The organism is Myxococcus virescens (assembly GCF_900101905.1).
Lineage (GTDB): Bacteria > Myxococcota > Myxococcia > Myxococcales > Myxococcaceae > Myxococcus > Myxococcus virescens.
In genome coordinates, this window is the sequence record NZ_FNAJ01000003.1 from 569,551 (window position 1) to 584,734 (window position 15,184).

Consider the following 15,184-nt stretch of genomic DNA (forward strand, 5'->3'; position numbering starts at 1 on the left):
TCCACTGGCTGCCCCCCGTGGGGACGTGGAAGTACCACCTGCTGCTGAGCGCGGTGGCCCTGTTCATCCTGGGGCCCCTGGGCGGCATCGCCGCCTCGTACATGAACTTCAGCGTGGGCTTCTTCGTCGGCGGCCAGGTGTTGGCCGGCATCCTCGGCAGCGCCGTCACCTACGGGTACGGCGCGGAGGGCAAGCACGGCGCCAACTACATGCAGACGATGGCCGCGTCAGTGGCCTCGCTGTGCGCCATGTCCGTGCTCATCCAGTCCATGGTGTGGCTGGGCATGGAGATGCCCGCGGCCTGGCAGCTCATGCTCTTCGTCGGCTGCGTGGGCATGTTCGCCGTGGGCGTGGGCATGCTCTACACGCCGCTGCTCGTGGACAAGCTCCAGCTCGACTATCCGTCCGGGCTGGCGGTGGCCAACATCCTGCGCGCCCTCACGGACAAGCGCCTGCTCAAGGCGTCCATCTCCAAGCTGGGCGGCGGCACCCTGCTGGGCGCCCTGGCGGCGTGGATGACGGAGAAGGTGGCCTTCGTCGCCTCCATCGGCACCAGCGCGGCGACGCTGGGCGCGGGCATGATTGTCGGCAGCCGCATCACCGTCCCCGCCATCGTGATGGCCGTCATCGGCGCGGTGCTGGTGCCCACCCTCCGTGAGATAGGGTGGCTCGGCCCTCAGGACCCGTTCCGTAAAATCGGCTTCGTCATCGGCCTGGGGATGATTTGCGGCGCGGCCGTGGTGGACCTGTCGCTGCTGGCGGTCCAGGCGGCGAAGCGCATCCGCGAACGGGCCTCGGTGAAGGACGAAGGGGAAGAGGAGTCCTGGAAGAAGGTCAACATCCCCCGGCTGCTCGCCTGGGTGGGTGTCTGGGGCGGCGCGACGCTGGTGGTGGGCACGCAGGTGCTGAATCAGCCCATCGGCTGGCTCCTCTTCGGCATGCTGCTGGCCCTGCTGTTCGTGCTCATCAACGGCATCTCGTTTGGAATCACCGACCAGAATCCCATCTCCAGCGCCTTCGTCATCTCCGTGCTGATGATGTCCATGATGGGCCTGCGCGTTCCGCTGGTGGGCATGATGGCAGCCACCATCCTGCTCATCTCCACCTCGGTGGGCTGCGACATGCAGCAGGACCGCTCCACCGGCTGGCGGCTGGGCACCAACCGCGTCACCCAGTTCCGCTATCAGGTGCTGGGCGTCATCATGGGCGCGCTGCTGTGCGTGGGCCTGGCGCGCGTGTTCATGACGGCCTACCCGGCGCTCACCATCAACCAGTTGGACAACCCCAACGCCGAGGTGGGCCAGTGGGGCTCCGCGATGACGTACAAGCTGGTGGGCGCCATCCGCGACCTCGGCTCGCTGTCGCAGGCCGTCGTGAATGCCCTGCTCCTCGGACTGGCCATCGGCTTCATCTACGAACTGCTGCGCAAGGTGGTGCGAGGCAACGCGCGCTACCAGCGGTACGTGAAGGGCTCCCGCCAGGGCTTCGCCGTCGGCTGGACGGTGGACGCCATCCTGCTCCCCAGTCCCTACGCGTCGTCGTTCGGCGGCTTCGTGGCGTTCCCGGTGTCGCTGTGGTTCGGCGCGGGCGGCATCGTGACGTCCGTCTGGAACACGTTCTCCAAGCGTGGAGAGCCCGCGGTGAGTGGCAGCCCGGGTGAAGGCGAGGCCCTTCCGGAGGACATGAGCACCATGTCCCTCATGGGCGGTGGCCTCATCGCCGGTGAGTCGCTGTTCTTCCTCATCGCCGGCCTCATCGGGCTCGCGTCGCTGTTGGCGTAGCAACATCTGCACGGGCCCTCCCAGTAGCGCAGGGTCCGTGCAGGGGGCCGAGTTGACAATTCTCCGCGCCCCTCGCATCTTCTTCGCCGTGAGCTTCGTCATCACCACCACGACCACCGGCACCACGACTCGCTTCGGCGGGCGTGGAACCGTGCGCGTCACGTGGTGAGCTGACGAACGCACGGTCCCCTGCCCCGCCTTCTCCGGCCGGGGCAACCGTGCGCTCGCTCAGCGCTCCGACCGGATGGCGTTTCACCCTTCCGAATCGGAGACGAAGCAATGCTCGACGAACACGACCACCGCGCGCTGGGCCAACGCCTGGACCTCTTCCACCTGCAGGAAGAGGCACCCGGCATGGTGTTCTGGCACCCGCGCGGACTGGTGCTGTACCGGCTGCTGGAGGAGCACGTCCGCCAGCGCATGCGCCGCGAGGGCTACCAGGAAGTCCGCACCCCACAGCTCTACGCGCAGCCCTTGTGGGAGCGCAGCGGCCACTGGGACAACTTCCGGGAGAACATGTTCCTGGTGGAGGACGGCGCGCGACACCTGGGCGTGAAGCCGGTGAGCTGCCCCGGCCACATCGAACTGGTGCAGCGCATGGCGCCCAGCTACCGCGACCTGCCGCTGCGCCTGGGCGAGTTCGGCGTGGTGCACCGCGCGGAGCCCGGCGGCGCGCTCCACGGCCTGTTCCGCCTGCGGCAGTTCACCCAGGATGACGGCCACATCTTCTGCGCCGAGCCGCAGGTGGTGCCGGAGGTCGTCCGCTTCGCGCGCTCGCTGAAGGACTTCTACGCGGGCTTCGGCTTCGACGACGTCCAGGTGGCCTTCTCCGGCCGGCCCGCGTCGCGCGCGGGGCGCGATGAGCTCTGGGACAAGGCCGAGTCCTGGCTCCTCCTCGCGGCGAAGGAAGCGGGGCTCGAGTGCCACATGCAGCCGGGCGAGGGGGCCTTCTACGGGCCCAAGCTGGAGTTCGTCCTGAAGGACCGGCTGGGGCGTGCGTGGCAGTGCGGAACCATCCAACTGGACCTCGTGCTGCCGGAGCGCTTCGACCTCCACTACGTCGACACCTCCGGGGCCCGCGTCCGTCCGGTGATGCTTCACCGCGCGCTGCTCGGCAGCCTGGAGCGCTTCATCGGCGTCATGCTGGAACACCACGGCGGCGCGCTGCCGCCCTGGCTGGCGCCGCAGCAGGTGGTGGTGGCCGCCGTGGGTGAAGGCGCGGGCGACTACGCCGAGCGCTTCGCCGCGAAGCTCCAGGAGGCGGGCTGCCGCGCCAGCGTGGACCGGCGGGGTGAATCCCTGTCCCGCAAGGTCCTGGATGCCCACGCGGCGGGCGTCCCATGGCTGGTGGTGGCGGGCGCACGCGAGGTGGCCGCGGGCAACGTCCGCCTGCGACAGCGGGACGGCGCGCAGCGGGACGTCCCGTGGGAGGACGCCGCGGCGGAGCTCGTCGCGTCGTGCCGTCCGGCCCCGGACGCCAGAGGGTGACACCAGGGCGCGAGCGGTGAAGCCCACCGCTCGCGCCCCGTCGCTTCAGACCTGCTGGAGCCGCTCCAGCACCTCGCCCGCGTGCAGGACTTCCTCTGGCACCGTGGCCAGGTCGTCCAGGCTCAAGAGCCCCACCGGCCGCCGCTCACCGTCCACCACCACGAGGCGGCGCACCATCTTCTCCTCCATCACCTGCTCCGCCACCTCGAGCGTCGCGTCCACGTCGCAGGTGATGACCGTGGCCGTCATCACCTCGCGCACGGGCGTGGTGTTCGGGTCCTGCCCCAGCGCCGCGGACCGCACCGCGATGTCCCGGTCCGTCAGCATGCCCACCAGCTGCCCACCCTCCAGCACCGGCAGGGAGCCGATGTTGCACGTGCGCATCCTCAGCGCCGCGGCCCGGATGGGCTCGCCCGCTTCGATGGTCTCCAGGTTCTTGGTCATCAGCTCGCCAATCCGCATTGCACGCTCCTCGCTTTGCATGACGCCCCTCCCACTCCCGTTGAACCCCGGCGCCCCGCCGTCGCCTCCCGGATTGCGCCTGGCCCTGGAGCGAGGAGCCGGGCGAGCCCCCTCACACCTTGCTGCCCACCAGGCGCGACGCTGGGGCAGGATGCGCATCTGATGTGCGCGTGGGCCCCGGTCCGGGCCCGGACAAGGAGCAGGAAGGCATGGTCGACAAGCTCACCCTCAGCGATGACGAATGGCGCAAGCGATTGAGCCCCCAGGAGTATGAAGTCCTCCGCCGCCAGGGCACCGAGCGGCCTGGCTCCGGGTGCTTCCTGGGCACGAAGACACCCGGCACCTACGTGTGCGCGGGCTGCGGCAATCCCCTGTTCAAGGCGGGCACGAAGTTCGAGTCCGGCACGGGCTGGCCGTCCTTCACGCAGCCGGTGGCGCCCGACGCCGTGGCGGAAATCCAGGACGTCTCGCACGGCATGATTCGCACCGAGGTCCGCTGTGCGCGCTGCGACGGGCACCTGGGCCACGTCTTCCCCGACGGCCCCCCGCCTACCGGCCTGCGCTACTGCATGAACTCGGTGTCCATGAAGCACGTCCCCGAAGGCCAGCCGCTGGAGCTGGTCAAGGCATAGCCTCCACTTACGATTTTCGGCGGTCAGATTCCACAAGCGCCCGGAGCGGGGCTTCGCATGCCTCGCCCGTGGAAGAGTGTTGGCCCGGAGGTCTGGCGAAATTGGGCCCTGGCGCCTGCGATCAGGCGCCAGGGCGAGGCAGAACTGACACCCGATTGAAGGCTTCGGCCAGCGCCCCATTCATTCACGGGACATGCGAGCATTCGCAACCTTGCACAAGAATCGCAATCGGCAGCTTAGACTGCTGACATGCTCAAGAGCTTGATCCTTGGATTTGGCCCGACGCCTCATGAATCCTCGCTGACCGTTCCTGTCGGTTCCGCTGTGGTGCTGGTCGGCCCCAACAACTCAGGCAAGAGTCGGCTACTCCAAGAACTCGAGTATTTCCTCAACAAGGGAGAACCGGCCCGGAGTGGCAGGGGGGGAATGCTTACGGATGTCGAGTGCGAACTGCCTCGGAATGAGGCGCTCTTGGAGATACTTGCCAACCGGATCAAGGAAGAGCTCCCCTCTGCAATCTTTGAGAACCCTGGTGTCACCCTCACTCCAGATGCGACTAAACGCGCGGTCGGCATCAACGGCATCTCACGAACCAAGGACCTGCTCGTTGCAGGGAAGCTCGTCCTGACTCCGCAGCCTCAAGTCACAAGAAAGCTATTAGGCGACTCCCAACACATCATTGACTCTTTCTTCACGGCGTTCGACTTTCTCACAGCCAAACCTACCGACGCAGCACCCAAAGACGAACAAACAACCAAGAACAACGAGCCAGAAAACCACGTTCGCAACCTACTACTTTCGGGCATGGACTTCATAAAAGACATGCGAAAGTCAGTACACACCCTTGGCGTAACGGCAGCCATCGCCGAGGCCATCAAGAATGGGCGCATCCATCCTCGCCCATATATCCACCTACTGGGCGCCATGACCCTGAGACTAGATGGAAGGCAGCGCCTGGAGCATGTAAGGCCTAAATCACTACCAGCCACCAGTCGGAACGACGATAGCCCATTCACCAAGCTTCTCAGAAACCCGTCCGCCCGACATTCGCTACGGCAGTTGGTCTACGAAACGCTTGGTCAGTATTTGGTCATCGATGTTACCAGCTTCGTACACACAGAACTCAAGCTGGCATCGGAGGAGCCCGGCGACAACGAACTCATGCCCCTCTTGCCCAGTTCCATTGAGTACTTCTCGCGAGCTCGCTCCATTGATAGTTACAGCGATGGAGTGAAGTCCTTTATCGGCCTGCTCTCCACCGTGATGAGCAACGAATACGTAGTCATGCTGGTCGACGAACCCGAAGCCTTCTTGCATCCGCCTCTGGCTCGACGTCTAGGGCAGAAGCTACATCGACTTGCACGTGAGCGAGGCGCCCATATCGTGGCCGCCACCCACAGTGCGGATTTCCTGATGGGATGCATCCAGACTTCGCCTGACGTCAACATCGTCAGACTTACCTATCAACACAGAGTTCCCACAGCACGGCTCCTTCCGGTCAGCGAACTCACACAAATGATGCACGATCCGCTCCTGCGTTCGACAGGAACTCTCAGCGCCCTATTTCATGAAGGTGCAGTTGTTTGCGAAGGAGACAGCGACCGAGCCTTCTACCAAGAGATCAACGAACGCCTGCTTCGGGAGACGCAAGGCGCGGATGGGTGTCTCTTCATGAACGCACATAGCAAGCAGACCATCCACCGAATCATCGGACCACTTCGCCGGATGGGGGTTCCCGCAGCTGCTATTGTCGACTTGGACATCATCGGGGATGACAACGTTCTAAAGGACCTGCTCGCCGCTGCCAACGCCGATCCAGCTACCATCAACACCTTGGGAAACGCCAAGGGAGAGTTTCGCAAGTACTTCTCCCAAGATCAGGAAGCCGGCAAGACCAGCAAAGAACGTTTGAAAGCCCACGGTGTCAGTGCATTGGACGAAAGGAGAAAAGCCTCCATGGTTCAGCTTTTCTTCAAACCGCTCGCCCAAATGGGCATTTTCGTTGTCCCCGTAGGTGAACTGGAGGGGTGGCTCAAAGAGCTGCTTCCAGGCGACCCTCGCGCCAAGAAGAACTGGATTAGCGCGATCTTCGAAGCGCTTGGCTCGTCTGACTCAGCCAGGTACGTTTCCCCTCAAGACGGCGACGTTTGGGACTTCATGAGAGAAGTTGGCAATTGGATCAACAATCCAAAGCGTGGAGGAATGACTTCCTGACGCGAGGAAGGATGGCCTCCCTGGACTCGAGAGGCCCTGTACTTCGAAGTGCGCGCCGTACCGCTCAGCCCAGCCAGACGCGGGCGTTGCGGAACATGCGCATCCAGGGGCCGTCGTCGCCCCACTCTCGAGGCCGCCACGAGTGCTGCACGGAGCGATGCACCCGCTCCGGATGCGGCATGGTGATGGTGAAGCGCCCATCCCGCGTCGTCAGGCCGGCGATGCCGTGGGGCGAACCATTGGGGTTGGCGGGATACGTCTCCGCCACCCGTCCGTGGTTGTCCACCCAGCGCGTCGTCACCAGCCCCAGCCCGTTGACGCGGGCGGCGTCCTCCGCGCTGGGGAACTCCGCGCGGCCCTCGCCGTGCGAGGTGACGATGAGCATCCGACTGCCTTCCATGCCCTGGTAGAAGAGCGACGGCGTTTTCGACACCTCCACCAGGGACAGCCGCGCCTCGTACTGCTCGGAGGCATTGCGCACGAAGCGGGGGAAGTGCTCCGCGCCCGGGATGATGTCCTTGAGCTGCGACATCATCTGGCAGCCGTTGCACACGCCCAGGCCGAAGCTGTCCGGCCGCGCGAAGAAGGCGGCGAAGGCGTCTCGCGCACGCGGGTTGAAGAGGATGGACTTCGCCCACCCGCCGCCCGCGCCCAGCACGTCGCCGTAGGAGAAGCCGCCGCACGCCAACACGCCCTTGAAGCCTTCGAGCGACACCCGCCCCGACAGGATGTCACTCATGTGGACATCCACCGCGGCGAAGCCCGCCCGCGTGAAGGCCGCGGCCATCTCCTGCTGGCTGTTGACGCCCTGCTCGCGCAGCACGGCCACGCGAGGACGGGCCCCCTTCGCGATGAAGGGCGCGGCCACGTCCTGGGCCGGGTCGAACGTCAGCTTCGGCGACAGGCCCGGGTCCGTCGCGTCAGTCCTCGCGGCGGACTCCTGGTCCGCACAGGTGGGATTGTCGCGCAGCTTCTGCATCTCGTAGCTGACGCGGGACCACGTGCGGCGCAGGGCCAACGTATCCTCCGCCAGCAACGTGTCGCCGCCGTGGCGCACCCGCACCTGAAGCGCCGTCACCGGGCGGCCCAGCTCGTGGACATCCCGTGACAGGCCGTGCTGTGCCAGCACCTCGCGCACGCGCGCCACATCCGAGGCGCGCACCTGCACCACCGCGCCCAGCTCCTCGTTGAAGAGGGCCGCCGCCACGTCACCGCCCAGCGGCGCCAGGTCCACATCCAGTCCGCAGCGACCCGCGAAGGCCATCTCGCACAATGTGGCCCACAGACCGCCGTCGGAACGGTCGTGGTACGCCAACAGCGAACCGCTTTCGCTGAGCGCCTGCACCGCGGCGAAGAAGCCACGCAGCAGCGCCGGGTCCTCCACGTCCGGGCTCTCCGGCCCCACCTGCCCGTTGACGTGCGCCACCACGGAGCCGCCCAGCCGCTGCTTCCCGCGCGCCAGGTCAATGAAGAGCAGCCGCGTGTCGTCCGCCACGTCCACCAGCTGCGGCGTCAGGGACTTGCGCACGTCCAGCACCGGCGCGAACGCGGAGATAATGAGCGACACCGGCGACGTCACGGCCTTGCGGGCGCCGCCCTCCTCCCAGACGGTGCGCATGGACATGGAGTCCTTGCCCACGGGGATGGTGAGGCCCAACGCGGGGCACAGCTCCATGCCCACCGCATGGACGGCGGCGTAGAGGCTGGCGTCCTCGCCCGGGCTGCCCGCCGCGGCCATCCAGTTGGCGGACAGCTTCACGTCGGACAGCTTGCCGATGCGGGCCGCGGCGATGTTGGTGAGCGCCTCGCCCACCGCCATGCGCGCCGAGGCCGCCGCGTCGATGAGGGCCAGCGGCGTGCGCTCGCCCATGGCCATGGCCTCGCCCGTGGTGCTCGTTACGGTGGACAGCGTCACCGCGCAGTCCGCCACCGGCACCTGCCAGGGGCCCACCATCTGGTCCCGGCTGCTGAGCCCGGACACGGTGCGGTCGCCAATGGTGATGAGGAAGCTCTTGTCCGCCACGGTGGGGTGGCTCAGTACGCGCTCCGCCAGCACCGCCAGCGAGCCATCCAGCTTCAGCGGCGCGAACGACACCGGGCGCGACGTCACGTCACGGTGCATGCGCGGCGGCTTGCCGAACAGCACGTCCATGGGCAGGTCAATGGGCGCGTTGCCGAACTGCGTGTCCCCCAGCTTCAGGGTCTGCTCGGCGGTGGCGTCCCCCAGCACGGAGAAGGGCGCGCGCTCCCGCTCACACAGGGCGGCGAAGCGGGCCAGGTCCTCCGGCGCCACGCCCAGCACGTAGCGCTCCTGCGCCTCGTTGCACCAGATCTCCACCGGCGACATGCCCGGCTCTGCGTTGGGCACCGCGCGCAGCTCCAGGCGTCCACCCAGGTCGTTGTCGTGGGCCAGCTCCGGCACCGCGTTGGACAGACCGCCGGCGCCCACATCGTGGATGGAGCGGATGGGGTTCTTGTCGCCCAGCGCCCAGCAACTGTCGATGACCTCCTGACAGCGCCGCTCCATCTCCGCGTTGTCCCGCTGCACGGAGGCGAAGTCGAGGTCCGCCGCGCTCGCGCCCTGCGCCATGGAGGACGCCGCGCCACCGCCCAGGCCGATGAGCATCGCGGGCCCACCCAGGACGATGAGCTTGTCACCCGGCTGCAGACGCCCCTTCTGCACGTGCGACGCGCGGATGTTGCCCAGGCCACCGGCAATCATGATGGGCTTGTGGTAGCCGCGCACCTCCACGCCACCGGGCGTGGGGACCTGCACCTCGTAGCTGCGGAAGTAGCCCGTGAGGTTCGGCCGGCCGAACTCGTTGTTGAAGGCCGCGCCGCCCAGGGGGCCGTCCACCATGATGTCCAGCGCGGAGACGATGCGGTCCGGCTTGCCGTAGGGCTGCTCCCAGGGCTGCTCGAAGCCGGGGATGCGCAGGTGGCTCACACTGAAGCCGGTGAGGCCCGCCTTGGGCCGGGCGCCACGGCCGGTGGCCCCCTCATCGCGAATCTCGCCGCCCGCGCCGGTGGCGGCGCCCGGGTACGGGGAGATGGCCGTCGGGTGGTTGTGCGTCTCCACCTTGATCATGATGTGGGCCGGCTCGCGCACGGAGCCCCACTCACCAGATTCGGGGGACGGGAAGAAGCGGTCCACCTCGAAGCCTTCGATGACGGCCGCGTTATCCTTGTACGCGCCGAGCACGCCTTCCTTGTGCTGGACGTAGGTGTTCTTGATGGCCTGGAAGAGCGAGCGCTCCTGTGGCTTGCCGTCGATGGTCCAGCTCGCGTTGAAAATCTTGTGCCGGCAGTGCTCGCTGTTGGCCTGCGCGAACATCATCAGCTCGACGTCGGTGGGGTTGCGCTTCAGCTCGGTGAAGCGCGCCACCAGGTAGTCCATCTCGTCGTCGGCCAGGGCCAGGCCCAGCTCGCGGTTGGCGGTCACCAATGCCGCGCGGCCTCCGCCCAGCACGTCCACCGTCGTGAAGGGCCGGGGCGTGTGCCCGGCGAACAGGATGGCCGCGTCTTCGAGACGCCCCACCACCGCCTGCGTCATCCGGTCATGCAGCACCGGCTTCAGGCGCTCCAGCTCCGCGTCCTGCAACGCCTGCCCGTCGGGGCCCGCGACGAAGAAGGCAGTGCCGCGCTCCATGCGCCGCACCCGTTCGCCCAGGCCGCAGTTGTGGGCAATGTCCGTGGCCTTGGAGGACCAGGGGGAGATGGTGCCCGGCCGAGGCAGCACGAGCAGCAGGCTGCCGGTGCGCGCGCCCGTGGCCACGCGGGGCCCGTAGTCGAGCAGGCGGCCCAGGGTGGCCAGGTCCGCCTCGGAGAGGGGCGCCGGAGCGTCGATGAGGTGCACGAACTCCGCATAGATGGATGAGACGGAGGGCACCCGCTCACGGCACTGGGCCAGGAGCTTGGCGAGCCTGAAGTCAGAAAGGGCCGGAGCCCCACGCAGGGTGTGCATGCTGGACATGGGTCGAGATCGTGGCTCTGGGTAACAGCGGGGCCGTCCTTATCACCGTGTGTCGGCCCGGCGCGTGAAGAGTTCGCGCCGGGACGCCTGCCGGACACGCGGGCAGGAGCCACAGTAGGTGTCACCCGCACGTCAGAGCCTGCGCGGCGCACGTGACAAAGCGGGAAGCACCGCCAACAGACGTACCGGTTCCCCAGGGCGCCGGACGGGGCATCGCAGGAGCAAGCACCCTTCACGCTCCTCCAGGGCCCCGCGCGGGATGCCCCCTCACCAGGCGTGCGCTCGCACCGCTATGCCGCCTCGCGCTCCGGGACCCCCGGAGGCGGCGCCTCCAGTGTCGCCAGGTGGGCCCTGGCCAACTCCAGGTTGTCATGGTCCAGCGGGTGGAAGGAGGGGCGCAGGTACTGCCGCAAGCCCCGTCCCAGCACCTGGAACAGCACCGGGTCCTTCCGGTGAGCGCGCCACAGCTCGCGCAGCAGCCCCGTCCACCCCAGCCCACGCTCCTGGCGCAGCAACGTCACCGTGGCGGCGAACCACAGGGCGAAGAGCGACAACACGCCCAACATCATGCCCAGCACGCGCAGCCCATAGCCCGGTGCCACCTTCCGCAGCACGTCGAAGGCCACCGCCTTGTGCTCAATCTCCTCGGCGGCGTGCCACTCGATGAGGTTGCGCATCGCCGGGTGGCCGTCCGCGAACACGCCCAGCGTCAGCGTGTTCTCGCCCATCAGCGCCGTGTAGTGCTCCAACGCGGCGGTGATGGACAGCCGCAGCGACGGCGGAAGCTTCGCGTCGATGACGCCCCAGAGGAATGACTCGTACCGCCGCATGAAGCGGCGGATGTCGTAGCCCTGGGACTCCAGTAGCTCGATGTAGTCCTGGTGTTCGCGCGCGTGCTTGCCTTCCTGCGCGAAGAAGGCCTTCACCTGCGCGTGCAGCGCGGGCGTGTCCGCCAGCTGCGGCATGTAGTGGTTGACGCTGCGCACGAAGAACCGCTCGCCCTGGGGGAAGAGCATGTTGAGCCCGTTCCACAGGTGCGTGGTGCCAGGGCCGTTGCGGTGCCAGATGCGCGGGAAGCTCGAGTCGAAGGGGAACTGGAGGTGCGGTCGCGGCCGGATGCGTCCGGGGTCGTGGGGGGAGACCATGGAGAGCTCTCGTGACGGAAGACCAGGAAGGTTCATTCAAGGGAGTGCCGGGCGTCGCGACCGGGCCCTGCTGACCGCCTCCGCGACGAGCACATCCCGGAAGGCCAGCAGCTTCTCGCGCGTGCCCAGGGCACCACTGCCCGCGAGCGCCGCGAAGAAGCGCTTGCGCACGCCCGAGGGCGTCGCGTGGAGGACCTCCGTCACGCAGAGGGCCACGCCGCCCCCCACGGCACACAGCGGCCGCATCGTGTTGAAGAAGAGCGGGGAATGCCGCGCCAGCGCTTCATCATCGTCGACCTCCAAGGTGATTTTGGACAGCAGGGCATTGCCTCCCAGGGCGGCGGGCACCTGCCGCAGCAAGGGCGTGAAGGCGAAGCCGTGCGTGGTGAGCGAGGGCATCCACCACGGCAGCGCCGGCGAGTACAACGTGGAGAAGATGTCCTTCAGCACGCCGCCGCCCCGCCGCGTCTGCTCCAGCAGGTGCGCGACGTGCGCGGGCGTCATCGGCCCTGTGCGCGTCCGCGAGGGCACCACCGCGATACCAATGCGCCGCCACTTCCGAGCCACGGTGTGCGGCGATGCGGGCAGCACCGGCACCAGCAGCGTGGGATTGTCGACGGGGAACACGCCCTCGCCGGCCCGCTGCACCGCCTGGAGCATCGCGCAGGTGAGGTTCCGGAAGTCGAGCCCCTCCGGCAGCTCCACTCGCAGCAGCGGCGACGGCTCCTCGGGACCGGTGAGCCATTCGCCCGGCGCCGCGCGGCCCTCCCTGCGCGGCAAGCCCTCCGAGGCCGCCAGCGAGAGCTCGGCCATCGCGGTGCCATCCATCACCAGGTGGTCGAAGCTCAGCTCCAGGGCGCCCGTCGCCGCGTCCACTCGCGCGCCGAACCAGGCGCTCGACGTCAGCAGGTGGGACGTCCAGGCGCTGTCGCCTCGCGAGGCGCGGTCCACCAGCACCTGCGGGAACAAGCCCTCCCGGCGTGCCTCGGCCAGCGAGCGGCTGGGCGTGCGCGCCAGCAACGCCGCCACCGCGTCAGGCGTCAGCGCCGCGTCGTCCAGGGACAAACGCACCACCTGGAGCCCACCGTCCTCGCACGTGATGGCGGCGGTGAGGACGTCCGCGTCCTGGACGCGTTGGCGTGCATCGGAGCCTTCACGGCCCAGGCGCGCCACCCAGACGTCCAGGGGCTGGTTCTGCCGGCGCACGCCGCGGCTGTCGCGGTACCAGCGCGCCACACGCGCCAGCAGCACCGGTGCCCACATCCCGCCGTCCGTGTCCACGCCCAACGGCTGCACCGTCACCATGATGCGGCGCGAGCGGGGCTCGGTCGTCAGGAACTGCTCCCACGTCGTCAGCGCGGGCACCACCTGGGTCGGCCTCCGCGCCGGAAACAGCCGCCGCCACCCGTCGCAGAAACGCACGAGCCCACTGATGGCATGACGCGCCACTGGATGCAGGTGCGGAAACTGATGCGTCAGCGCAGCATGCACGCGTCCGATGACGCCAACGTCCTGGGCTTCAACCGGAAACGGGAGGGGACCGGATCCGTCCATGGCACACCTCCGAGTGGTCAACGGGGGGATGACCCACGGCATTGGCTGCGTAGCCTACTGGACACGCCACCTGTACCGTCAGGTCATCGCGCGATTTCACTTACAGCCATGCTTTTTGACCTGCCTGCGCGGGTGAAACACGACTCGCGACGGCGCCCCCTCACGGAGCGCATGGGCAACTCACGCAGCGGGCGTGATACGCAGTGCATCAGTCGGGACGGAATCTTCGCGCGACGTGCCACGTCGGCCGGCAAGAATGTCTGACATTGAATGCAAGCGAGCCAAAACGCCTGCCGTCACCCCAGACACATCCTGGTATTCTTTGACAGCCTGACATTCCCATGCACTCCCGCCCGGGGTGTCGGCTCAGGAGCATCCATGTCTTTCATCCGCCGTCCCTTCGCCTGGAGTGCCGCCCTGCTGCTGACGTTCGCGACCGTCGCGGCGGCTGACCCCATCAGCTCCGGGCCCGAGGCGCTCTGTGAGAACAGCGCGAGCGCCGAGTCCTCGCTGGCCATCTGCTTCCAGTCCTTCTGTGACGAGGACTGGGAGTGTGCGAACGCGTGTCCCAACGCGCAGACGGCCGCCTGCGTGAACTCCGTGTGCGAGTACACCTATCGAACGGGCGGCGGCACCGGCGGCTCAGGTGGCCCCTTCTGCTCGGCGATGTTCTGTGCGGATGACTACGACTGTCAGTGCGGAGACCGTCAGGGCTACTGCGGCTTCGACTCCATCTGCTACTTCTAGGCCGCTCGACGCGTCGTTCCGCTCGTCAGGCTCCGGGAAGAAAGCCCGCGCCAGTGAGTCCGGCGCGTCGGTGGACACCTTCCCGGAGCCGCCATGCCACGCATGCTCGACAGCCTTCCCCTTCTCTACCGCGACCTCCTTCCTGACTTCTTCCGGCAGGACGTTCCCGAGGAGAGCAAGGCCACCTGTTCGAACTGCGCCATGAGCCAGGGCTCCGCGCAGGGCGCCGTCGACTCCGTGGACGGCGTCAGCCGCATGTTCCGGCCGGACACCAAGTGCTGCACGTACTCACCGCGCCTGCCCAACTACCTGGTGGGCGCGCTGCTGTCCGATGACCGCCCCGAGCTGGCCGAGGGCCGGCGCCGCATGGAGGCGAAAATCGCCAGCCGCGTGGGCGTCACGCCGCAGTGGGTGAAGCCTCCCGCCAAGTTCCAGTTCCTCTACAAGAACGGCCACCAGTTCTTCGGCCGGGCCGCGTCCCTGCGCTGCGGCTACTTCTCCGCGGACAGCGGCGGCTGCACCATCTGGCCCTACCGAGAAGCCGTCTGCTCCACCTTCTTCTGCAAGTACGTGGCGGGCGCGGACGGCCGCAAGTTCTGGATGTCCCTCAAGACGTACCTGACGCTGGCCGAAATCCAGCTGTCACGCTGGACGGCGCTCCAGCTCCTCCCCGACTACGTGCTGTCCGGCAGGGACCGCGCGGAGACGCAGCCCGGACCGCTCACCGTGGAGGACCTCGATGACACCGCGCCGCCCGCCAAGACCTACGCGGCGCTGTGGCAGGGCTACGAGGGACTCGAGCTCGACTACTTCCGGGAGTGCTACCGCCTGGTGAAGGCGCTGCCCCCGGACGGCGTGGAGAAGCTGCTGGGCCTGGATGGCACCATCGAGCTGAAGACGCTGGAGAAGCTCCATCACACCGCCGTGGCGCCCCAGCTGCCGCGCACGCTCAAGCTCAACCCCGATGCCACCGTCCAGTGGATGCAGGACGGCAGCGTGGCCCTGGGCGCGTACAGCGAATACGACGCCGTGGCCCTGCCCGGTGAAGCCTATGGACTGCTCGTCGACTTCACCGGACGCGAGCCCGTGGACGCCGTGCGCAAGCACCTGCGCGAGCACAAGCAGGCGGACCTGTCCGAGGACGTCCTGCTGGAGCTGTACCGGCACCGCATCCTCGTGGATGCGTGA

Annotated in this window: 10 protein-coding genes; 6 read left to right on the forward strand and 4 right to left on the reverse strand. The window is 67.6% G+C overall.

The features are described 5' to 3' along the window. The first annotated feature begins 17 nt into the window (after positions 1-17). Positions 18-1,781, forward strand: a complete 1,764-nt coding sequence (locus BLU09_RS12670; protein ID WP_186817891.1) for an OPT/YSL family transporter — start codon at positions 18-20, stop codon at positions 1,779-1,781. Between the two features lie 279 nt (positions 1,782-2,060). Then, the gene (gene thrS, locus BLU09_RS12675; RefSeq protein ID WP_090489626.1) at positions 2,061-3,269 is read left to right on the forward strand and encodes a threonine--tRNA ligase; all 1,209 of its coding nucleotides are present in this window, start codon (positions 2,061-2,063) and stop codon (positions 3,267-3,269) included. 45 nt (positions 3,270-3,314) lie between these two features. On the opposite strand, the gene BLU09_RS12680 is transcribed toward thrS, so the two are convergent. Next, the gene (locus BLU09_RS12680; RefSeq protein WP_237079351.1) at positions 3,315-3,752 is read right to left on the reverse strand and encodes a CBS domain-containing protein; all 438 of its coding nucleotides are present in this window, start codon (positions 3,750-3,752) and stop codon (positions 3,315-3,317) included. Positions 3,753-3,940: 188 nt separating this feature from the next. Here BLU09_RS12680 and msrB point away from each other — a divergent pair, with 188 nt between their 5' ends. Next, positions 3,941-4,363: a peptide-methionine (R)-S-oxide reductase MsrB gene (gene msrB / locus BLU09_RS12685; RefSeq protein WP_090489950.1), complete on the forward strand. Its 423-nt coding sequence runs from the start codon at positions 3,941-3,943 to the stop codon at positions 4,361-4,363. A 249-nt stretch (positions 4,364-4,612) separates the two neighbouring features. Next, positions 4,613-6,577 (forward strand): AAA family ATPase, encoded by a 1,965-nt coding sequence (locus BLU09_RS12690; protein ID WP_090489630.1) that lies wholly within the window; start codon positions 4,613-4,615, stop codon positions 6,575-6,577. Between the two features lie 64 nt (positions 6,578-6,641). On the opposite strand, the gene purL is transcribed toward BLU09_RS12690, so the two are convergent. The 3 genes from purL to BLU09_RS12705 form a co-directional block, all read right to left on the reverse strand. Further along, complete coding sequence (gene purL / locus BLU09_RS12695) at positions 6,642-10,550, reverse strand: phosphoribosylformylglycinamidine synthase (RefSeq protein ID WP_090489632.1); 3,909 nt, start codon at positions 10,548-10,550, stop codon at positions 6,642-6,644. A 290-nt stretch (positions 10,551-10,840) separates the two neighbouring features. Beyond that, on the reverse strand, positions 10,841-11,695 hold the full coding sequence (locus BLU09_RS12700) for a metal-dependent hydrolase (protein WP_090489635.1): 855 nt from the start codon (positions 11,693-11,695) through the stop codon (positions 10,841-10,843). Between the two features lie 36 nt (positions 11,696-11,731). Next, the gene (locus tag BLU09_RS12705) at positions 11,732-13,117 is read right to left on the reverse strand and encodes a hypothetical protein (protein WP_244171656.1); all 1,386 of its coding nucleotides are present in this window, start codon (positions 13,115-13,117) and stop codon (positions 11,732-11,734) included. 510 nt (positions 13,118-13,627) lie between these two features. On the opposite strand from BLU09_RS12705, the gene BLU09_RS12710 reads away from it, so the two are divergent. Both BLU09_RS12710 and BLU09_RS12715 read left to right on the forward strand, forming a co-directional pair. Continuing rightward, on the forward strand, positions 13,628-13,996 hold the full coding sequence (locus BLU09_RS12710; RefSeq protein WP_244171657.1) for a hypothetical protein: 369 nt from the start codon (positions 13,628-13,630) through the stop codon (positions 13,994-13,996). A gap of 93 nt (positions 13,997-14,089) precedes the next feature. After that, on the forward strand, positions 14,090-15,184 hold the full coding sequence (locus tag BLU09_RS12715; RefSeq protein WP_090489641.1) for a hypothetical protein: 1,095 nt from the start codon (positions 14,090-14,092) through the stop codon (positions 15,182-15,184).